The 20,001-nt window shown below is 71.4% G+C and carries 16 protein-coding genes; 9 read left to right on the top strand and 7 right to left on the bottom strand.

Translation table 11 applies throughout. From position 1 onward, the window contains the following. Positions 1 to 10: 10 nt before the first annotated feature. From ACFWJX_RS00735 to ACFWJX_RS00720, 4 genes are all read left to right on the top strand, one after another. On the top strand, positions 11 to 2,914 hold the full coding sequence (locus ACFWJX_RS00735) for a glycoside hydrolase family 2 TIM barrel-domain containing protein (protein WP_383234736.1): 2,904 nt from the start codon (positions 11 to 13) through the stop codon (positions 2,912 to 2,914). Between the two features lie 93 nt (positions 2,915 to 3,007). Beyond that, a complete protein-coding gene (locus tag ACFWJX_RS00730; RefSeq protein ID WP_383234733.1) occupies positions 3,008 to 4,003 on the top strand; it encodes an ATP-binding cassette domain-containing protein in 996 nt (331 codons plus the stop codon). Continuing rightward, entirely contained in the window at positions 4,003 to 4,806 is an 804-nt protein-coding gene (locus tag ACFWJX_RS00725; RefSeq protein ID WP_383234730.1) for an ABC transporter permease, read from the top strand. Before ACFWJX_RS00730 ends, ACFWJX_RS00725 begins: the two co-directional genes overlap by 1 nt. Further along, the gene (locus ACFWJX_RS00720; protein ID WP_383234728.1) at positions 4,806 to 5,606 is read left to right on the top strand and encodes an ABC transporter permease; all 801 of its coding nucleotides are present in this window, start codon (positions 4,806 to 4,808) and stop codon (positions 5,604 to 5,606) included. Before ACFWJX_RS00725 ends, ACFWJX_RS00720 begins: the two co-directional genes overlap by 1 nt. 71 nt (positions 5,607 to 5,677) lie before the next feature. Here ACFWJX_RS00720 and ACFWJX_RS00715 read toward each other — a convergent pair whose 3' ends face one another. Beyond that, positions 5,678 to 6,364 (bottom strand): TetR/AcrR family transcriptional regulator, encoded by a 687-nt coding sequence (locus ACFWJX_RS00715; protein WP_383234725.1) that lies wholly within the window; start codon positions 6,362 to 6,364, stop codon positions 5,678 to 5,680. Positions 6,365 to 6,525: 161 nt separating this feature from the next. On the opposite strand from ACFWJX_RS00715, the gene ACFWJX_RS00710 reads away from it, so the two are divergent. From ACFWJX_RS00710 to ACFWJX_RS00700, 3 genes are all read left to right on the top strand, one after another. Then, complete coding sequence (locus tag ACFWJX_RS00710) at positions 6,526 to 7,140, top strand: NADPH-dependent FMN reductase (protein ID WP_383234722.1); 615 nt, start codon at positions 6,526 to 6,528, stop codon at positions 7,138 to 7,140. A gap of 10 nt (positions 7,141 to 7,150) precedes the next feature. Then, complete coding sequence (locus ACFWJX_RS00705) at positions 7,151 to 8,626, top strand: DHA2 family efflux MFS transporter permease subunit (protein ID WP_383234719.1); 1,476 nt, start codon at positions 7,151 to 7,153, stop codon at positions 8,624 to 8,626. Positions 8,627 to 9,206: 580 nt separating this feature from the next. Next, positions 9,207 to 9,692, top strand: coding sequence for a hypothetical protein (locus ACFWJX_RS00700; RefSeq protein ID WP_383234715.1), 486 nt, complete (start codon positions 9,207 to 9,209; stop codon positions 9,690 to 9,692). 2 nt (positions 9,693 to 9,694) lie between these two features. Here the strand turns inward: ACFWJX_RS00700 and ACFWJX_RS00695 are convergent, their stop codons facing one another. Beyond that, a complete protein-coding gene (locus ACFWJX_RS00695) occupies positions 9,695 to 10,252 on the bottom strand; it encodes a hypothetical protein (RefSeq protein WP_383234712.1) in 558 nt (185 codons plus the stop codon). Then, on the bottom strand, positions 10,249 to 11,979 hold the full coding sequence (locus ACFWJX_RS00690; protein WP_383234709.1) for a PHP domain-containing protein: 1,731 nt from the start codon (positions 11,977 to 11,979) through the stop codon (positions 10,249 to 10,251). The genes ACFWJX_RS00695 and ACFWJX_RS00690 overlap by 4 nt, the downstream gene beginning before the upstream one ends. A gap of 248 nt (positions 11,980 to 12,227) precedes the next feature. Between ACFWJX_RS00690 and ACFWJX_RS00685 the strand changes: the two genes are divergently transcribed. After that, the gene (locus tag ACFWJX_RS00685; protein ID WP_383234706.1) at positions 12,228 to 13,583 is read left to right on the top strand and encodes a jacalin-like lectin; all 1,356 of its coding nucleotides are present in this window, start codon (positions 12,228 to 12,230) and stop codon (positions 13,581 to 13,583) included. A 609-nt stretch (positions 13,584 to 14,192) separates the two neighbouring features. On the opposite strand, the gene ACFWJX_RS00680 is transcribed toward ACFWJX_RS00685, so the two are convergent. Next, the gene (locus ACFWJX_RS00680; protein WP_383234703.1) at positions 14,193 to 15,338 is read right to left on the bottom strand and encodes a hypothetical protein; all 1,146 of its coding nucleotides are present in this window, start codon (positions 15,336 to 15,338) and stop codon (positions 14,193 to 14,195) included. Between the two features lie 175 nt (positions 15,339 to 15,513). On the opposite strand from ACFWJX_RS00680, the gene ACFWJX_RS00675 reads away from it, so the two are divergent. Next, the gene (locus ACFWJX_RS00675; RefSeq protein WP_383234700.1) at positions 15,514 to 16,086 is read left to right on the top strand and encodes a TetR-like C-terminal domain-containing protein; all 573 of its coding nucleotides are present in this window, start codon (positions 15,514 to 15,516) and stop codon (positions 16,084 to 16,086) included. A gap of 110 nt (positions 16,087 to 16,196) precedes the next feature. On the opposite strand, the gene ACFWJX_RS00670 is transcribed toward ACFWJX_RS00675, so the two are convergent. From ACFWJX_RS00670 to ACFWJX_RS00660, 3 genes are all read right to left on the bottom strand, one after another. Continuing rightward, a complete protein-coding gene (locus ACFWJX_RS00670) occupies positions 16,197 to 16,565 on the bottom strand; it encodes a VOC family protein (protein ID WP_383234697.1) in 369 nt (122 codons plus the stop codon). 431 nt (positions 16,566 to 16,996) lie between these two features. Continuing rightward, positions 16,997 to 18,700 (bottom strand): DUF2264 domain-containing protein, encoded by a 1,704-nt coding sequence (locus tag ACFWJX_RS00665; RefSeq protein WP_383234694.1) that lies wholly within the window; start codon positions 18,698 to 18,700, stop codon positions 16,997 to 16,999. Positions 18,701 to 18,866: 166 nt separating this feature from the next. After that, entirely contained in the window at positions 18,867 to 19,916 is a 1,050-nt protein-coding gene (locus ACFWJX_RS00660; RefSeq protein ID WP_383234691.1) for a rhamnogalacturonan acetylesterase, read from the bottom strand. Positions 19,917 to 20,001 lie beyond the last annotated feature (85 nt).

Here is a 20,001-nt window from a genome sequence, read left to right as displayed (position 1 = left end):
AAGGAGACCGATGTCTTTGCGCACCTCCCCCGCTCCCGGCGTCGCCCGGACGGGGGGTCCCACGTCGGCCGTTTCCTACGTCGAGGACGTATCGCCGGGCTCCGGGGCTCTCCCGCCCCGCGCCTGGTATGCGACGTCGGACGCGAAATCCCTGTCGCTCAACGGCAGCTGGCGCTTCCGGCTGTCGGCGACGGCCGACGCGGAGGACGAGTCGTTCGCCGCGGCGGGCTACGACGCCGGAGACTGGGCGGAGGTCGCCGTACCCGGTCACTGGGTCCTCCAGGGGCACGGCTCGCCCATCTACACCAACCACCTCTACCCCTTCCCGGTCGACCCGCCGCGGGTGCCGACCGAGAACCCGACGGGCGACCATCTGCGGGTCTTCGACCTGCCCGATGACTGGCCAGCCCTGGCGGAGGGCGGCGCGGTCCTGCGCTTCGACGGCGTGGAGTCATGTGCCCGTGTCTGGCTGAACGGCACGGACATCGGCGAGTTCAAGGGCTCCCGGCTGCCGCACGAGTTCGCGGTCGGCCATCTGCTGAAGGCCGTGGGCAATGTCCTGGCGGTCCGGGTCCACCAGTGGTCGGCGGGCTCGTACCTGGAGGACCAGGACCAGTGGTGGCTGCCGGGCATCTTCCGTGACGTGACGCTGTTGCACCGTCCGGCGGGCAGCGCCGTCGACTTCTTCGTGCACGCCTCCTACGACCATGTGACGGGCGAGGGCACCCTGCGCGTCGACTCCGACGTCGACGGGCGGGTGACCGTGCCCGGCCTCGACATCGATGTCGCGACGGGCGAGCCGGTGACGGTCCCCGTCGAGCCGTGGAGCGCGGAGACGCCCCGGCTGTACGACGGCGAGCTGGTGACGGAGGGCGAGCGGATCCCGCTGCGCATCGGTTTCCGCACTGTTTCCCTGGAAGACGGCCTGATCAAGGTGAACGGCACGGCGGTGCTGTTCAAGGGCGTCAACCGGCACGAGTGGCATCCCGTGCGGGGTCGCGCGCTCGACCTGGAGACGATGCGCGAGGACGTGCTGCTGATGAAGCGGCACAACATCAACGCCGTCCGCACCTCCCACTACCCGCCGCACCCCGCCTTCCTCGGGCTGTGCGACGAGTACGGCCTGTGGGTGATCGACGAGTGCGATCTGGAGACCCACGGCTTCGTCGAACAGGACTGGCGCGACAACCCCGTCGACGACGACCGCTGGACCCCGGCCCTCCTCGACCGCGCCGCCCGCATGGTCGAACGGGACAAGAACCACCCGTCGGTGGTGATCTGGTCGCTGGGCAACGAGGCCGGCACCGGCCGCGGCCTGACCGCCATGGCCGAGTGGATCCACGGCCGCGACACCTCGCGCCTCGTCCACTACGAGGGCGACCTCGACTGCCGTGACACCGACATGTACTCGCGGATGTACGCCTTCCACGACGAGGTCGAGCGCATAGGCCGGGGCCTGGACGGCGGGACCGGGAGGCGGCGCCGACTGCCCTTCGTCCTCTGCGAGTACGGCCACGCCATGGGTAACGGCCCCGGCGGACTCGCCGACTACCAGCGGCTGTTCGAGGCGCACGAGCGTCTCCAGGGCGGCTTCGTCTGGGAGTGGATCGACCACGGCATCGAGGACAGCCGTTACGAATACGCTTACGGCGGCGACTTCGGCGAGGAGCTGCACGACGGGAACTTCGTCTGCGACGGCCTGCTCTTCCCGGACCGGACCCCCTCCCCCGGGCTCGTCGAGTTCAAGAAGGTGATCGAGCCGGTCCGTATCGAGGGCGACGGCGCCGACGGCACCGTACGGGTGACCAACGCCCATGACTTCGCGGACCTTTCGGCGATCGCCTTCACGTGGTCGTACCAGGTGGACGGCGAGACCGTCGAGACCGGCGCGCTGAACGTGCCGCCGCTGGCGCCCGGCGAGTCGGCCGACGTCAAGCTGCCGGAGCCGCCCGTGGACGCGCGGGGTGCCGAGACGTCGTGGACCGTTCGGGCGGTGCTGGCGGCCGACACCGCGTGGGCGGCGAAGGGGCACCCGGTGGCATGGGGGCAGTTCGCGGCGGCCGCCCGGCCGCGGCCGCGCGTCGCCGCGACTCACCGCCCGGTGGCCGGAGAACGGCTGATCACCCTCGGCCCGGCCACCTTCGACGCCCGCACCGGCGCGCCGCTCTCGATCGGCGGGGTGTCGGTCGAAGGACTGCGCCTCGATGTGTGGCGGGCGCCCACCGACAACGACGACGGCGCCGAGTGGCAGGCGGACACCCGCTACGGCGTGCTGTGGCGCGAGCTCGGCCTGCACCGTATGCAACACCGGCTGGACGGCATCGAGTCGGACGGCGACGCGTTGACGGTACGGACCAGGGTGGCGCCCGCCGCCCGCGAGGTCGGACTCGCCACGGCGTACCGCTGGACCTCCGACGGCAGCCGGCTGAAGCTGACCGTGTCCGTGTCGCCCGAGGGGGACTGGACGCTGCCGCTGCCCCGGCTGGGCATCCGCTTCGGACTCGCCGGAGCCGACCGGGTGGCCTGGTTCGGCGGCGGTCCCGGCGAGGCGTATCCGGACAGCAGGGCGGCGTCGACGGTCGGCCGGTGGCAGTCGACTGTAGACGATCTACAGACGCCGTACGTCCGTCCACAGGAGAACGGCGCCCGTGCCGACGTCCGCTGGGCGGAGATCGGCGGACTGCGCATCGAGGGCGACCCGGAGTTCTGGTTCAGCGCCCGGCGCTGGACGAACGAACAGCTCGACGCGGCCCGTCACCGCACCGACCTGGTGCCCGGCCCGACCGTGTGGGTCAACCTCGACCACGGGCAGCACGGCATCGGCTCCCAGTCCTGCGGTCCGGGCCCGCTGCCGCAGTACTTCCTCAACGCCGGGCCCGCCGAGTTCTCCTTCGTGTTCGCGGAGACCGGCTGAACCGGCGGCCCCGACTGTTCCGACGGCCGGCCGGGTCACGACCCGGCCGGCCTCGGCCGTGCCCGTTCCCTTCCCACTCGTCCGGAGGTTCGAGTGAGCGGCAGCATCGAGGTGCGCGGCCTGTCCCGCACCTTCCACACCACCGTCCGCCGTCCCGGCTTCGCCGGCGCCCTGCGCTCCCTGGTCGACCCGGAGCGCGTCGCGAAGCACGCGGTCAGCGACGTCACCTTCGACGTGGCCGCGGGCGAACTCCTCGCCCTGCTCGGCCCCAACGGCGCCGGCAAGTCGACCACCATCAAGATGCTCACCGGCATCCTCACCCCCACCTCCGGCGAGGCGCGCGTCGCGGGCGTGGTGCCGTACCGGGAGCGCGAACGCAACGCCCGCAACATCGGGGCGGTGTTCGGGCAGCGCACCCAGCTGTGGTGGGATCTGCCGGTCCGCGAGTCGTTCTCGATCCTGCGGGACATCTACGAGGTGCCGAGGGCCGAACACGCCTCGCGGCTCGGGGAGTTCGACGAGCTCCTCGACCTGTCCGCGTTCTGGGACACCCGCGTGCGCCATCTCTCGCTGGGCCAGCGGGTGCGCTGCGACCTGGCCGCGGCGCTCCTGCACGATCCGCCCGTCGTCTTCCTCGACGAGCCCACGATCGGCATGGACGTGGTGGTGAAGGAACAGGTGCGGGAGTTCCTGAGGCACCAGGTGGAGGAGCGCGGCCGGACCGTCCTGCTGACCACCCACGACATGACGGAGGTCGAGCGGCTCGCCGAGCGGGTGGTGCTGATCAACCACGGCCGGCTCGTTCTGGACGGCACCCTCGACGAGATCCGCCGCAAGTTCGGCTCCACCTGGCAGGTGCGGGCCACGCTCACCGACGCCCACGCCGAGGTCGTCCCCCTGCCGGGCATCGCACTGCTGCGGCACGAGGGCGCGCAGATCGTGTTCGGCCCCGAAGGACCTGGCGCACCCACCGTCCACCAGGCGCTGAAAGCGGTTGTGGAACGGTACGAGGTGACGGACATCGCCCTCGACGAGGCCGATCTGGAGGACGTCATGCGGGCCGCGTACGTGCAGGCCGGGGACGCCTGATGGCCGCCGTCCACGGCTGGCGGGCCGCCCGCGTCACCCCGCTCGGCGAGCTGTACACGCCGCCCCGGATGACGGCCGCGCTGCTGCGGCTGACCGTCCAGGTGGTGCTGGTGACGTCCCTGTGGGGCGGTCTGTACGCGCAGACCGACAGCACGGCGGGGCTCGACCGCGACCAGGCGGTCACCTACGCCGTGCTGGCCGTGCTCGCCTCCAGGTTGCGCGAGTTGGACCAGTACACGGGGCGGGACACCGTCATCCAGCACATGCACTTCGGCACGATCGTCTACTGGTACCTGCGCCCGCTGCCGCCCCGGCGCTACTACGCCCTGCGCGCCCTGGGCGAGCAGCTCTACGGGTTCGCGTGGGCGCTCGCCGGATACGCGGTGTGTCTCGCGGCCGGGGTGGTGGAGCCGCCCCGGTCGGCCGCCGTGGCGGGGGTGTTCGCGCTGAGCCTGCTGCTGGGGCAGTGGGTGCTGTACTACGTGATGCTCGCCCTGGACCAGCTGTGTTTCTGGACGTTGCGCAACAGCGCGGCGATGATGATCCTGATCTTCGCGCAGAACCTGTTGTCCGGCGTGTACGCGCCGCTGTGGTTCTTCCCCGACTGGTTCATCACGCTCAGCGCTTTCCTGCCGTTCCAGGCCACGCTGAGCGTGCCGCTGTCGATCTACATCGGCCGTGTCCAGCTGTCCGACGCTCCCGCGCAGCTGGCCGTCCAGGCGGCGTGGGTCGTGGTGCTCGCCCTGTTCACGCGGCTGCTGTGGCACCGGGCCGCCCGCCGGGTCATCTCCCAAGGAGGCTGATGCCGTTGAACGCCGTCCGGATCATGTGGCGTGTCACGCGCCTCAACTTCCGTGCACAGCTGGAGTACCGCTCCGAGTTCCTGATGATGATCGCGATCGGCGCGGTGTGGCAGGTGTCGGTGATCGTGTTCGCGACCGTGCTGCTGACCCGGTTCGCGGGGATGGGCGGCTGGGACAGCTCGGACGTGCTGCTGATCCCGGCGACGCGGATGCTCGCGCACGGCCTCTTCGTGCTCTTCCTCGGCCGGATGCACGGTCTGGGACGGCACATCCAGGAGGGTGTGATCGACACCTACCTGGTCCGCCCGATGCCGGTGCACCGGCAGGCCCAGCTGGCGTACTTCCCGACGAACGCGATCGGTGACCTGACGGTGGCGGCGGGCCTGATGGCGGGCGCGCTCGGCCGCAGCGACCTCGACTGGACGGCGGGCCGGATCGTCTATCTCGTCGCCGCCGTGCTCGGCGGGATGCTGCTGGAGGCCGCCCTGTTCACCGCTGTCGCAAGCGCTTCCCTGCGTTTTCCGGCCGCCGACTACTGGGGCCGCTGGCTGGAGGAACTTCTCGGCACCTTCGGCAGCTACCCGCTGAACGTGCTCCCGAGGGCGGTAGGCGGTTTCCTGACGTTCGGGCTTCCGCTCGCGTTCGTCGCCTACTTCCCGGCCGCCGTCCTGACCGGCCACGACACCGCGGTCCCCCACTGGCTCGCAGCGGCCTCGCCACTGCTGGGGCTGCTCGCGTACCTCGGGGCACGACTGCTGTGGCGGTGGAGCCTCGGTCGCTACTCGGGGGTGAACGGGTGAGGCGAGGCGAGGGCCGGGCAGGATGACGTCGGGAGCGAGGGCTTGCGGGAGGCGGGCCGGAGCCCAGTTCCTCATGCGGTGCGGTAGGCCCGCAGGAACGCCGCCACACCACCGGTGATCAGCCTCTCCGTCTCCTTCTCGGGCAGCGGCCGTACCCCGTAGTGCGACTGCTGGGTGAGGGTGTGGGAGATCAGCGCCATGAAGTGCGTGGTGGCGAGGGCCGCGTCCCCGTGCACATCGAGCAGGCCGGCGTCGGCGAGGGCCTCCAGCCTCTCGGTGAAGGCGTGGCCGACCGGCGCCGGCCCAGCCTCCCGCCACGCCTCGAGCACCTCCGGCGGGACGTGGTCGGCCTCGGCGTGGATGTGGCGGACCAGGGCGAAGTGGTCGGGATACTGCGTCATGAGTCCGACGAAGCCGCGGGCCAGGGCGACGAAGTCGCGTTCGAGGTCCTCCGGGCGCGGCGGCCGTTCGGGGTCCAGCACGGCGCTCAGCAGGGCGAGTTGGGCGTCCTTCACCGTGCTCGAGGTCCACGTGACGACCGTGCTGAACAGCTGGGCCTTGCCGCCGGGGAAGTGGTTGTAGAGCGTGCGCGTCGACACGGCGGCCTCGGCCGCGAGCGCGTCGACGGAGGCGCGCGCATAGCCCTCGCGGCCGAACACGGTGCAGGCGGCGCCCGCCAGCGCTACCCACTTCTCCACCTTGCGGGGCGGAAACTCGCGTCGCGCCTTCTCCAGCCATGCCTCATTGGTGCTGCCCACGCTCGACTCCTCACGCATGACGAGGGACTAGGCCCGACGACCTAGGTACAACGGACGTTGTACCTTCTACAACGCTCGTTGTAGTTTACCGAACGTGAGGCCGCGGTAGCGCGGCAGTCCCGCCCCGTCGGCGGGGCCCGTCCAGAAACAGGGGGAAACCCATGTCCGCATCCAGCACCACCGGTCGGGAGGCTCCGCTCCGCGTCGCCGTGATCGTCGGCAGCGTGCGCGAGGGCCGGCAGGGCCGGGCCGTCGCCGACTGGTTCCTCGGCACCGTCGGCGGCCACACCGACCTGGACTTCGACGTCATCGACCTCGTCGACCTCGACCTGCCGCTCGTAATGCCCGGCTGGGGCGGCACACCGGCCCCCGAGACCGTGGCCGCGCTGGCCGAGGTCTCCCCGAGGCTGGCCGCCGCCGACGCGTTCGTCGTCGTCACACCCGAGTACAACCACAGCTTCCCCGCCGCGCTGAAGAACTTCGTCGACTGGCACCACCCGGAGTGGCAGGCCAAGCCGGTCGGCTTCGTCTCCTACGGCGGACTGGCGGGCGGCGTCCGCGCCGTGGAGCAACTCCGGCTTGTGTTCGCGGAGTTGCACGCCACGACCGTACGGGACTCGGTCAGTCTGCACGGGCCGTGGTCCGGCCTCGGTGAGGACGGCGTACCCCGGGACGCCGCCGTGTGCGAGGGCGCCGCCAAGGGCATGCTCGGCCAGCTGACGTGGTGGGGACGGGCGTTGCGCACCGCGCGTGCGGCCCACCCCTACCAGGACTGAGGGCGGGGAGTTGTCCGCGACCGAGGCCACCGGAGGGGACGTCGGCACACCGCGGGACACACCCCGCGCCTCCTCCGCGGCCCTGAACCGCACGCTCCTCGTCGTCATCATCGGCTCCGTGATGTCGGTGCTCGACATGACCATCGTGAACGTCGCACTGCGCAGCCTCTCGGAGACGTTCGGCGCGCCGCTGGAGACGATCCAGTGGACGGTAACCGCTTACACGCTGGCGCTCGCCGCCGCGGTCCCCAGTGCGCCGTGGATGATGGCCCGAGTCGGCGCCAAGCGCGCCTACCTGACCGCGCTCACACTGTTCTCGCTCGGCTCACTGCTCGCCGCGTGCGCCTGGGACGCGCCCAGCCTGATCGCGTTCCGCGTGGTGCAGGGCCTCGGCGGCGGGCTGCTCATGCCGGTCGGGATGGGCATGGCGATGGCCGCCGCCGACCGGGAACGCTTCGGTCGCACCATGGCCTGGCTCGGCCTCCCGGTACTGGTCGGCCCCGTGACGGGGCCGGTGCTCGGCGGCTGGCTGCTCGACGCCGCGTCCTGGCACTGGATCTTCCTGGTCAACCTGCCCATCGGCGCGGTGGCCCTCATCCTCGCGGTGAAGCTCCTGCGCCCCGACGCACCGGACGGTCCGGGCCCGGTGCCGAAACTGGACGTCCTCGGTCTGCTGATGCTGTCACCGGGTCTCGCGCTCCTGCTGTACGGGCTGGCCAGGGGCGGTGAGGACGGCGACTTCACGTCACTGGGCACGCTGCTGCCGGCTCTCGCCGGAACAGTGTTGACAACCGGTTTCGTACGACGTGCCCTGACGATTAGTCACCCCCTGCTCGACCTCCGTCTGCTGACCGACCGGACGTTCGCCGTCGGCATCGGCACGCTCACTCTGTTCACCTGCGGCTACTTCGGCTCCATGCTCCTGGGCCCGGTGTACTGGCAGGAGGTGCGGGGCTGGAGCGCGACCGCGACAGGCCTGCTCGGGGCGCCCGTCGGGCTCACCATCGGCACGACCATGCAGATCGCCGCGCGCCGGGTCGACAAGGTCTCGCCACGCCGTCTGATCCGGACGGGGATCGTGACCGGGGCCCTCGGCATGGCCCTGACGGGCCTGCTGATCGGGGTGGAGGACGTCCCGGCCTGGCAACCGTTGTGCGCCACGATGTTGATGGGCGTCGGCTCCGGAATGGTCCTCATGCCGACGACCACCACCGCGTCCCGCGACCTGCCGAAGGACCGCATGGCCGCCGCGGGCACCGTGCTCAGCATCAACGCACAGGTATGCGCCTCCATCGGCACCGCCGTCATCTCCGTCGTCCTGGGAGCGACCGGCCTCGACCCGTCCGGCTTCCGCACCGCTTACCTCGTTGCGGCAGGCCTGCTGGCCCTCGCCCTCATACCGGCGGTACGACTGCCGGGGCGACGGGGGGGCCGAGGGGCGGGGTCTGAGGCGGCACAGGGGGCGGGGCGGGGCGGAGCCGGGTGAGGTCGCGGACGCGGCGACCGGGCCGACGTAGCGACGGGACCTGCACTTGGGTTCCGGCAAGGTCAGCGGTTGCGGCGTGTTTCCTGCCGTACGCCCGGACCTGGTCGGCGAAGGGCAGGTCAGCGGTTACGGCTGTTTCCTGGCGTACGCCCGGACCCGGGCCGGCGAAGGGCGCGGCAACCGGCCGGGTGAACGGTCTCAGTCCGCCCGCTCGGCCGGAGCCGGAGCGGAAGCAGGCGACGCGGTCGCCCCCAGCAGGGTTCTGCTCCCGAGGATCGGTGAAGGCAGCAGCCACAACACCGACAACACCCCTCCTGTCGTATCAAGGGAGTGGACGTTGTCGAACGGCATCACCCCGAACCCGGCGAGGAACTGCGGGGCCCCGAGGGCACCCGCCCGCATCCACAGCGAACCGGCGGCGAACGCGACGAGGGCGTAGGGCGCGGGAAAAGCACCGCACCCACGGCGATGCTCGGCCCGACGCCGATCCACCGGGACACCACGGTGAGGGCCAGCCGTAAGAGACAACTCTCGAGAAAACGGCTACCGCGGGGGACGGTCGTGATCCACGATGACCCGCATGAACGACCCTTACGACATCCCCCGGCCCCGCCCTGTCCGGCCCGGCGAGTTCCCGCTGTGGGAGGAGGCGCTGACACTCGTCAACCGTGACCTGGACGCGCTGCTGCCGGACCGGGGGCCGCTGGTCCTGCTGGCTCTGCCGCCCTGGGACGAGGACGACTCCGAGCGTGAACACGTGTACGTCGCACTGCCCGACGGCCGCTGGCACGGCAACGACCTCTGGCACGGTTCCGAGTCCGACCCCGACGCCGCGCTCGCGGCGGTCGCCGAGGCCGCGCAGGACACCGTGATGGAGTGCCTGTGGCAGGTCTGGCCGGTCTGCGCCGAGCACCGCATCGGGATGCACGCGCGCCAGGAGGACGGCCACCCGGTGTGGTGGTGTGCGGGCGGCCGCGACCCGCGGGACCCGGCGCACGTACGCGCGGCGGTCGGTGAGCTGGACGGGCTGCACCGACCGCGCCGGGCGCGCCGCAAGCGATGCTGACCTCAGTGGTCCGCGCAGCAGGGCGTCGGCTCGGGCACCTCGAACGGGACCAGGGTGCCGCCCACGGCGGGCATCGCGGTGAGGACCAGCTCACCGCACTGCCACTGCGGGCGGACGTGATCGTGCGTCACCAGTTGTGCGGCCGGGCCGGGTTCACCGGCGCCACCCAGCACCGTGACGCGGTCGATCGCGGACACCGACAGCACCTTCTCGACCGTCATCGTGCCGCGCAGAAGGCCTGCCCCGCGGTACAGCACCGCTCGGCCCACGGCGTCCGGGGCGCCTTCGGTCACCTCGTACGCCTGGGCCACCAGCCACGCGCGCACGTCGTCCAGCTCCGCCTCCGACTCCGGTGCGAGGGAGACGACGACGCGCGGACGCTCGCCCCGAACGAGGTGGGTGCAGCCGAACTCTCCCCGTGTCAGGGAGAGGTCGGCCGCGAACGTGCGGAGCAGGTGATCGGCGGCGCGCAGATCGCGCAGACCGGCGTCCACCGTGACGACGTACGGCATGCGGACGTGCGGCGTGCGGACATGCGGCGTGCGGACGTGCGATGTCACGACGGCAGGACCCACACCGGGTTGGTGTAGAACCACAGGTCGGACCACGGGTCCGCGTCACCGACGACGTCGATCGCCGGGCCGGCCGGGTCGACGGCCGCGCCCATCGCGCCGACGGCGCTGCGGTTGCCGTCCGAGCCGCGCAGCCGGACGTACACCGGCCGGTCCACCCGTCCCAGGTCGTAGGTGAGCCGTACCGTCCCGCTCGACTTGTTGACCTCGTACGTGCGGACGACCTTCGCGGTCGGCGCCGTGAAGGTGTCCTTGTCGGGAACCGGTCCCGTAACGTCGCCCCGGATGACGTCCACGCGTGCCAACTTCGGCAGGAACCCTGCCCAGTTGGCAGCTCCGGCGAGCGCCACGTGGACCGTCAGGGTGACGGTCGTGCCCTTCTTCACATGCAGGGCGCCGCCGAGGGTGGCCCAGCGGCTGCCGCCGGAGACCCGCACGTCGAGCCCGCTGAGGAGTTGGCCGTGGTCGACCCAGATGCGGCCGACCCGGATGCCGTCCATGACGGCGGCGTACGAGAAGCCGTCGGAGCCGACGTGGGTACGGCTGTACTGGCCGGGCCAGTAGTCGCCCTGGGCGATGTCGATCTCGCCGCCGTAGACCGGGTCCTGGTAACGGCCGTCGGTGGCGAAGTCGCCGCCGGGGCCGCGCACGGCGGTGTCGGCGTAGACCTGGTGGGAGTCGGAGTTGGCCGTGATCCACCAGGGCTTGCCCTCGGCGATGAGGCTGTCCCACAGACCGCCGACGGTGGCCGTCATCCAGTCGAAGCCGCCCCAGGTGCGGTAGCTCTCCAGGGGGTAGCCGGCGAAGGAGTTGGCGCTGGGATTGTTGTCGTAGATGCCGCGGGCGCGGGCCGGGCCGAGCGGGGCGGGCAGGCCGGTGGCCTGGTGGCCGGGGGCGCCCTCGAAGCCGACGGCGATCTGGTGGCTCGCGGGCGTCGCATCGCGCCAGGCACGGATCTCGTGCGGGGAGTCGACACCGCGCCGCGCCGGGTGGTTGGCGAGCATCAGCGCGTCCTTGACCTTGCGGCGGCGGACCTGGTCGCCGAGGAAGGCCAGCCCCGCGACGGCGAGGGCCTCGTTGGCGGGCGTCGAGTCGGAGGCGCCCTTGACGCTGCCGTCGTAATCGGTTTCGAACTGCTTCAGGACGGAAACCTCGTTGCGCCCCGGGTGGACGAAGACGGTGCCGTGCTCGGCGCCCGGGATGTTCCACTCCAGGCCCTGGAAAACGAGGGTGTCCTCGTGCGCGGTCCGGGCCTCCTTGATGTCCGGGTTGACCTTCTCGACGCCGATCCTTGCGTGCGTGGTGCTGCCGTGGTCGGTGATGACGAGCCAGTCCATGCCGTGCCTGGCGCCCTGCCGGACCTGGTCGACGACGCGGTACTTGCCGTCGCTGCTGTACTGGGTGTGGATGTGGTGGTCGCCGGCCAGCCAGAGGAAGCCAGTGGAGCGACGGCCGCCGGTGGGCGAGACTGCCGGGGCGGCGGCGGCCGGAGTCGCGGCGGTCGTCTGGCCGAGAACGCTTCCCGCGGCCAGACCCGCGCCGAGCAGGCCGGCGCGGCGCAGCAGTGACCGGCGGGACCGCTGCTCGGGGTTGAGGGCCTCGTCGGGCACGGAGGCGTCGAAGGCGGCGGGCAGCGCGGGGGCTACCTCGAGGTCGTGGTGGTGCTCGTGGCCGTGATGGTGGTGGCCGTGCGCGTGTCCGTGCCCATGTCCCATGGTGCCCTCCCGGTTGCCGCTGCCTTCCGCGGCTGCCTTCCGCGGCGCGTGTGCGCCGCGTGAGGAGAATCAAGGCGAAACATGAACTTTGAACGACCCTGGGATGAGCGGCGGCCGACCCGGACGAGGCAGCTCACCCCGTCTCTCACTGTTCCCTCAACTGACCTTTCCCGTCACACTGATTGCCACCGAATCTGAGCAGCGTTCACTTTTCCTAGCAGTCCGCCCCGACCGGGAGACACCCCCACATGAGACGAAGACTCCTCGGCACCCTCGCGGCCGCCTCCCTGGCCCTCACCGGCCTCGCGGCCACGGGCGTGACGCCCTCCGCGGCCGCCACCTCCGCGGCGCCCGCCACGGCGGCGGCCGCCGGCACCGGTTCGTTCAACGTACTCACCTACAACGTCGCGGGCCTGCCCGAGGGCCTGAGTTCGGGCAGGCCGGAGACCAACACCCCGCTGATCTCACCGAGGTTGGGGGCCTACGACATCGTCAACGTCCAGGAGGACTTCAACTACCACGCGGCCCTCTACGCGGGCGACAACCACCCCTACCGGACCGCGACGAGCGGCGGCGTGCCCTTCGGCGACGGCATGAACACCCTCTCCGACTACGCCTTCGAGGATTTCGAGCGGGTGCGGTGGAACGCCTGCACGGGCACCAACTGCCTGACCCCGAAGGGGTTCTCGCTGGCCCGGGTGCGACTTGCCGAAGGCGTTTTCCTGGACCTGTACAACGCGCACACCAACGCCGACTCGACGGACGAGGCGATGGCCGCCCGTCGCGCCAACATCCAGCAGCTGTCGGACTTCATCCGGGCGAACTCCTCCGGCAACGCGGTGATCGTGATGGGTGACACCAACACGCGCTACACCCGCGCCGACGACAACATCCGCACCCTCGTCGCCGAGAACGGGCTCACCGACCCCTGGGTGGAGCTGGTGAAGGGCGGTACGCCGCCGACTCAGGGCGCGGACGCTCTGCTCTGCCCGACGACGGCCCCGACGAACGACTGCGAGGTGGTCGACAAGGTCCTCTACCGCGGCAGCAAGCTCCTGTCCCTCGACGCAACCCGTTACCACAACGAGTGGGCGTCGTTCCTGGACTCGGCGGGCGGCAACCTCTCCGACCACTTCCCCCACACGGTGGACTTCTCCTACACCCTCAACTCCACCCTGCGGGCCAGCGACTTCTTCGGCGGCCCCCACGGTACGGCGTTCACCGACGCGGACGATCTTCCGGCCGCCCCTGCTCCCCGCACCCTCACCCTGCGCGGCGGCTCCCGTGTGGACGCCGTCTCCCTGACCCACGACGGCGGTACGACCCTCACTCACGGCGGCACCGGCGGCACGGCCACCTCACTGACCCTGGCTGCAGGAGAGCACCTCACCTCCGTCAAACTGACCCAGGGTCAGAAGGACGGCCGTACCCGCATCTTCTCGGCGTCCTTCACGACCGACAAGGGCCGCACCCTGTCGACCGGCACGGCGAGCACCGACGCGAAGAGCTTCGCCGCTCCGTCCGGCTGGCAGATCGTCGGCTTCACGGGCCGCGCGGGCGCCGAGGTGGACAAACTGGGCGTGGTGTACGCACCGATCGGCTAGGGGCGGGGTCGGGGTGCCGCCTTCGCCGTGAGGCAGGCGGCACCTCAGCCCTGCTGGTTCCCCGAGCCCGGAATCCCCGTGGCGACCGGGTCACCCGGCTGCCACTCCTCCGAGGTCCACTCGGGTACGGGCGACGGTCGGGACAGCGCGGGCGGGGGGATTCGGGCCGCGGTTCGGATTCTGCGGGACGGCCTCGGACCCGCCCGAGCCGTCACCGCCCGACGACCCACCCCCACTCGTCAGCGAACCGGTGCCGCCGGAACCGGTTGCCGTTCCGGAACCGGTTGCCGTATCGGAACCGGCGTCGGTCCGCGGCTGTGCGTTCCTCGGCTTCCGGGCTACCGCGGTCCCGGAGGGCGTGGACGAGGGCGCCGCGGTCGCGGACGTGCCCGGAGCAGGGCTCGCGGACGCGGATACGGACGGGGCCCCGACGACGTACCCGCAGGCGAGTGCTCCCCCGCCGTCGGAGCCCCGCCACCGCGGCCCGCACAGCCCTCGCAGCCCGCCGCGAGCGGCACGGCCAGGGCCGCCGACACCCGCGGAAACACGGCGTGCCGCAGACGATTCCGGCCGTGTTTCACTCCGCACGTCCTCACCGGTCGGTCGAGGTCAGATGCGGGACACCGTGCCGCAGTCGGAGAGGCTCTCCTCGAAACTCTTGCTGCGGTCGTACGGGTCCTTGGTCGGGCCCGTGGGTGACGGCCCCGTGGGTTCCGTGGTCGGAAACTCGGGGTGCAGAAAACCGTCATGCACATCGCAGCGGTCGTTACCGAAGTCGCCGTTGTACTCGACGAGGGTGAGTCGGCCGGGGGCGACGTCGTACTTCGCGGGGTCGGGGAGTTCGACGTCGAGGACGCGACGCACGATCGTCCGCGTCACCTCGGTGCTGCCGTCGGCCCGGGAGACCGGATAGACGAAGGTGTAGTCGGCGTGCACGGCGACGCCGGCGTACTCGCCCTTCTTGAACGTCATGTGCCCGCGCGCCTTGACCACGTCACCGACGAGCCGCACCTCGTCGGGATCGAAGCGGCTGAACAGCCCGAGGGGGTCGTGGTCCTCGTCCGGGGAACGCAGGAAACCGTTCAGATCGTCGAGCAGGTGCGGTTGCCCCGGGTCGAGGACCGCCAGTGCTGCCTCGGGGCGCTCACCGCGCAGGGTCCTGGGGTCGAGATTCGCGCCGACCAGAAGCTTTTTGGTCAACTGCAGTGCCTGCGCGACGCGTTCCTTCGAGATCGAGCCGACGGCCTTCGCGGGCGGCAAGACGATCCCGGCCTCCCCGTCGGCCCAGCTGAGCGCCGGCGAGCCGGCGAACGGCCGGTCGAGGGTGGGGAGTTCCTCCGGCGCCGGGCCGGGCGCGGCGGTGGGAGCGGCTGTCTCCGCCGGCAGCGGCGACACGGTCACGTCCTTCGGCTGCCCCGATCCGAAGGGGTCGCCGGGCAGCACCGAAGGTTTCAGCGACACCGCCAGTGCACAGAGGGCCAGGGCAACACCCAGAAACGGCCACACCTTCCGCCGACGGCCGGCGGCCGCAGCCGGGCCGGGGCGCCACGGCTGGGGTGCCTCACCGCGGGCGTCCTGCTGCCGGAGCCGCTCGGTGACCATACGGGCACGGGCGGAGGGCTCCTTCGGTGCGGAATCGGCCGCGCCGCGTTCGCTGTCCTGGAGGAAGGCCCGAAGGTCCTCGTCGGATATGGACGAGCCGTCGTTTCCGGACTCTTCGGAGGATCTGCCGACCACCTGTAAGCGCCTTCCCATGTTCACGAGTGGGGACGTTGTAAACGATCTGCAGGCGCTTCCGCAAGTTGCTCATGCGCTTCCGCCGAGGGCAGTGACCATGATGACGCCGCATTCATCGCGAAGCCACCGCATCGAGACACCCCTTAGGATCCTCCCTGACCCGCCAAGGCCCCCTACGAACAAGGCGCCTCCCATGCCCCGAGCCGGCCTCACCCCGGACCTTCTGGTCGCGGCCGCCGCCGACCTCGCGGACGAGGCCGGGTTCGACAACGTCACCCTCTCCGCGCTCGCCCGCCGCTTCGGCGTCAAGGACGCGAGCCTGTACTCGCACGTCAAGAACGTCCAGGACCTGCGGACCCGCCTCGCGCTGCACGCGGGCGCGGAGATGATCGACCGGATCGCCCTGGCCGTCGCGGGCCGTGCCGGCAAAGAGGCCCTCGCGGCCTTCGCGGGCGCCTACCGCGAGTACGCGCTACTGCATCCGGGACGGTACGCCGCCACCCAGATCCCCATGGATCAGACCTTGGTCGCTGAGGCCCCGGCCTTCCGCCGCACCGCCGACATCACCTACGGCATGCTCCGGGCGTACGGCCTCGAGGAACCCGACCTCACCGACGCCGTCCGCCTGCTGCGGAGCACGTTCCACGGCTACTGCGCCCTGGAGGCCGGCGGCGGCTTCGGCGCACCGCGCGACGTCCAGCGCTCGTGGGACAAGGCGATCGACGCCCTGCACACGGCCCTGACGCACTGGCCCGGCAGCGGGTAACCGGCATCCCCGGTCATCGCTTTCGGGGAGGCTCCGTCGAGACCGAGGAACAGAAGAAAGCCGTTACGAGCACAGCGACTGTTGCCGGGGCTCGTCAGCGCTGGAGCCGTTCAGCCCGCCCGCTCGGCCGCGCTGCGCTCCACGCAGAACTCGTTCCCCTCCGGGTCCGCGAGGACCGCCCACCCCGTGCCGTCCGCCCTGCGGCGGTCGGCCACCAGGGTGGCACCGAGCGCGAGCAGACGGTCGACCTCCTCCTCACGTGTGCGGTCCTGCGGCTGGAGGTCGAGGTGAATGCGGTTCTTCGCGGTCTTGCGCTCGGGGACCGTCACGAAGAGGAGGCCGGCGCCCTCGATCAGCGCCTCCTCGTCGCCCGGATTGTCGTCCGCGTGGAGGGGCTCGCCGAGGGCGGCGGACCAGAAGCTCGCCAGGCCGTAGGCGTCCGAACTGTCGATCGTCATGTGACGGATCTTGGAGGTCATGCGGGGGATTCTTGTCCACCGGCCTCCGCGGGGCAACGCAGAAACCGCATCCGACAGGCTGACGGCACTTCACCCCCGCGGGCCGACGGCCCGCCGCCCGTTGGTCGCCACCCGTTGGTCGCCGCCCATGACAACTCGCGTACCAGGCAACTTTTTCCGCAACAACGGCAACGACCGGCGCCTCCCCGACCACGACGACCCTGAAGGTCGCCCGCCTCAGGCCCTGAGGTCCGGCAGCCGAAAGGGACGGCGGCACCTCGCGTCCACCTCTCGTCCGCCTCTCGTCCGCCTCTTGTCCGCCTCTCGTCCGACGCGGTCGGGTGAGTGGTTGGGCATAGGGCGGGCGGGAGGCGGAGCCCTTCGGCGGGGCGGGAGGGGCTCCGTTCTTCCGGTCGGCTCAGCCATCGGGCCGGCGGTGACGCCGGACGCGGTCACCCGTCCGTCGCCGCCGCGCCGGTGACCCGTACACCGTCCGCAGAGAGGTGCACCCGGACCTCGGGCTCTCCGTTCCAGCGGACATGGACGATCCCGTCCGCGGTCCGCACGGACACCAGTTCCTCCAGCGGAACCGGTTCCGCCTCACCGGTGAGCCGGGCGAGGGCGACGAACAGCGAGTCGCCGTCCCCGGTCGCGCCGGTGAGCGAGTCGTCCAGCCCCGCGACGGGCACGAGTTCGGCACGGACGCCGTCCTCCGCCGCCGGCCAGCCGGTCACCCGCACCGGCGTTCCGGGCTCCGCGCCGGCCACCCGATGCACCCGCACCTCCGCGGCTCCGCGTGCGAGCACCACACTGGTCACCCGGGCTCCCCCGCCCGCCGTGTGCCGCGACGCCGCCCAGCCGTCCCCCACCCCCCAAGGTTCGATCCCGGTACGACTGGGATCATCCCCGACGACCACGCTGTTGTCGTACGACGTCGAGGGCGCCGTCACCGTCGAGTATGCGAGCCGCGTGTAGTACGGGTCGTACCGCACGTCCTCGCTGCCGTGGTTGTGGAGGCGGACCAGTCCGTCCGAACGGGTGGCCTGCAGCAGCCAGTTGGGAGCGGAAAGCGGTGTAACCGCATCCATCCGTTCCACCGGTGCGGGCTCCTCCACCGCCGTCCACACCTCGTGCTCCGGCGGGAGCAGCAAACCCAGGAAACCCTTGCTAGCCCAGTAGGGGGACGCCGGGCCCGAATATCCTTGCAGCACCTCCGGGTCGGGGCCGTGCCAGCCCAGACTCAGCAGTCCCCGCTCGTCGACCGCACCCCGCTGGACGAAGTACCGCAGTGCGCCCGAGGCCAGACGCCGGGTCTCGCCGGGCGGCAGCGGCGTGTGGCCCGTCAGGGCTCCCAGCCACAGCGGGACCGTGGTGGCGAAACGGTAGGTGAGCGAGCGGCCCTGGCGCATCGGGGCACCGTCACCGCCGAACAGGCGGGCGTAGTCGGTGAGATGCCGCGAGAGCCGGCCCCCGTACAGCTCCAGCAGCCCGGGGTCGTCGTCGAGCCAGGCGTGCAGCACCGGATACAGGTGCATCGCCCAGCCGTTGTAGTAGTCGAAGGCACGGCCGGCGCCGTCGGTGTACCATCCGTCCCCGACGTACCACCGCTCGATGCGCTCCAGGCCACGGTCGATCGCTTTGCGGGCAGTATCCGATTCGTGGTCGACCGCATACAGAAATCCGCCGACAGTCACCGGGAACAACTCCCAGTTGCACGGCCATGGTTCGGCTGTCAGGGCGTCACCCAGCCAGTCCGCCGCCCGCTGCCGTACGCCGTCGTCCAGGCGGTCCCAGAGCAGTGGACGGGTGAGCCGGAGCGCGAGGGCGATCGACGCCGCTTCGACCAGGGGCTGACTGCGGTCCTCGATGCGGGGCCAGGCTCCGGAAACGCCCGCAGCGAGGCCGTCGGCGTAGCGCTCCAGGGCCGTCTCGTCGCGCCGGAAGGCCGCGAGGAGGAGTGTGCGGGCGTAGCCCTCCAGGCCGTCGGAGAGGCGGCCGGACCAGCTCTCCCGGTCGCCGGGAAGGTGGTAGAAAGCGCGATTTTCGGTGGCGTACGGCGCGACGGCGGCCAGCAGGGCGTCGGCGGCCGCCTCCCAGTGGGCGCGGGTGTAGCCGGTACGAGGGCTGAGGGTGCGATCGGGCGGGGGGAGATGCATCGCGGGCTGCTTTCCTTCCGAACCGGGGCGCGGACGGGCCGGGGCCGCTGCACCCTTCCTTCCGTGCGGGCCGCGGGCCGCGGGCCGCGGCCGGTGGGCGGCGGTCTGCCGGCCGCGGGGCAGGGCCTGGGGGCGTCCCGGTTCCGGTCGGGGCGCCCCCAGGGGTCTATCCCACCCGCACGAGGCCCTCCGGCACCAGATGCTGGGCGACGAGTTCGTCACGGACCAGGCCCGCGTAGACGGTGGCACCGTGCACGGAGGTGTGCGTGTTGTCCCGTTTCTCGTTGTAGAGGTACAGGGCCTTGGAGCCCTCCACGCCCAGGGACTCCACCAGCGCCTTGGTCTTCGCCGTGAGGTCGATCAGTGGCACGTCCCGCGCCGCCGCGATGGAGCGGACGACGGCGGGGTGGTCGACGCCGAGGCCGTTGACCAGCAGGGCCGTGCCGTTGTTCAGCGTGCCGTCGGCGTTGAACCAGCGGCGCACGATCGGAGTGACGAGGACCGGTTCGCCGCCCTTCTCCCGGACACCCGCGACAAGCGTCTCCAGGTTCGCGCGGTAGGTCGCCTCGTCGGTCGTCTTGTCGTTGTGGGCGAGCTGGATCAGCACCAGGTCGCCGCGGTGGATCTGTGGCTGGACGGTGGCCCACAACTGCGGGTTCCCCAGATAGGTGACCGTACTCTCCCCGGAATCCGCGTAGTTGGCGACGGAAACGCCTTTCCGCAGATATTGCGGGAGTTGCTGGCCCCAGCCGGAGTAGGGGTCGCCGGGCTGGTCGCAGACGGTGGAGTCGCCGACGAGGAAGACCTGGCGGGTGTGCCGGGCAGGGGTGACGCGGATGTCGGCGAGGGCGGTCGCCGAGCCGCCGAGGACGAGGTCCAGGCCGGGAGTTCCGTCGGCGCCGGTCGGCTCGCCCTCGGGGGTGCGGACGTTCACCGTGAAGCTGCGTGCGAGGTGCTCGCCGGCCGGGACGGCCGTCTCGGGCAGCAGGGAGCGCCGGGTCTCACCGGCGATCGCGGTGCTCGACGCGGCCTCTCCGCCGAGCAGGACCCGCACGTCGTAGGTGCCGGGCGGGACATCGAAGTGGCATGCGGTGGCGGTGCAGGCGGCGATGCCGAGCGCCGGGCTCCCGCCGTCACGGGCCTGGGCGGCGGGCACGGCCGTCAGGGCGGTGGTCAGGGTCAGTGCCGCCAGCACGGCGGGGGTGAAACGTCTCACATGTGGCTCCTCGGTCACGGCAACAGGACCTGGCGGAGGACCGTACCGCCTCTGGCAAGCGCTTTCTAGACCTCGGACTCATTTC

This window comes from Streptomyces sp. NPDC058335 (assembly GCF_042723915.1).
In the GTDB taxonomy this organism is placed as follows: domain Bacteria; phylum Actinomycetota; class Actinomycetes; order Streptomycetales; family Streptomycetaceae; genus Streptomyces.
This window is presented reverse-complemented; position numbering and strand designations above follow the sequence as displayed.

Coding starts and splice junctions, on each gene's coding strand:
- ACFWJX_RS00735 (WP_383234736.1), top strand. CDS start 11: ATGTCTTTGCGCACCTCCCCCGCTCCCGGCGTCGCCCGGACGGGGGGT.
- ACFWJX_RS00725 (WP_383234730.1), top strand. CDS start 4,003: ATGGCCGCCGTCCACGGCTGGCGGGCCGCCCGCGTCACCCCGCTCGGC.
- ACFWJX_RS00720 (WP_383234728.1), top strand. CDS start 4,806: ATGCCGTTGAACGCCGTCCGGATCATGTGGCGTGTCACGCGCCTCAAC.
- ACFWJX_RS00710 (WP_383234722.1), top strand. CDS start 6,526: ATGTCCGCATCCAGCACCACCGGTCGGGAGGCTCCGCTCCGCGTCGCC.
- ACFWJX_RS00700 (WP_383234715.1), top strand. CDS start 9,207: ATGAACGACCCTTACGACATCCCCCGGCCCCGCCCTGTCCGGCCCGGC.
- ACFWJX_RS00690 (WP_383234709.1), bottom strand. CDS start 11,979: ATGGGACATGGGCACGGACACGCGCACGGCCACCACCATCACGGCCAC.
- ACFWJX_RS00685 (WP_383234706.1), top strand. CDS start 12,228: ATGAGACGAAGACTCCTCGGCACCCTCGCGGCCGCCTCCCTGGCCCTC.
- ACFWJX_RS00680 (WP_383234703.1), bottom strand. CDS start 15,338: ATGGGAAGGCGCTTACAGGTGGTCGGCAGATCCTCCGAAGAGTCCGGA.
- ACFWJX_RS00675 (WP_383234700.1), top strand. CDS start 15,514: ATGCCCCGAGCCGGCCTCACCCCGGACCTTCTGGTCGCGGCCGCCGCC.
- ACFWJX_RS00670 (WP_383234697.1), bottom strand. CDS start 16,565: ATGACCTCCAAGATCCGTCACATGACGATCGACAGTTCGGACGCCTAC.
- ACFWJX_RS00665 (WP_383234694.1), bottom strand. CDS start 18,700: ATGCATCTCCCCCCGCCCGATCGCACCCTCAGCCCTCGTACCGGCTAC.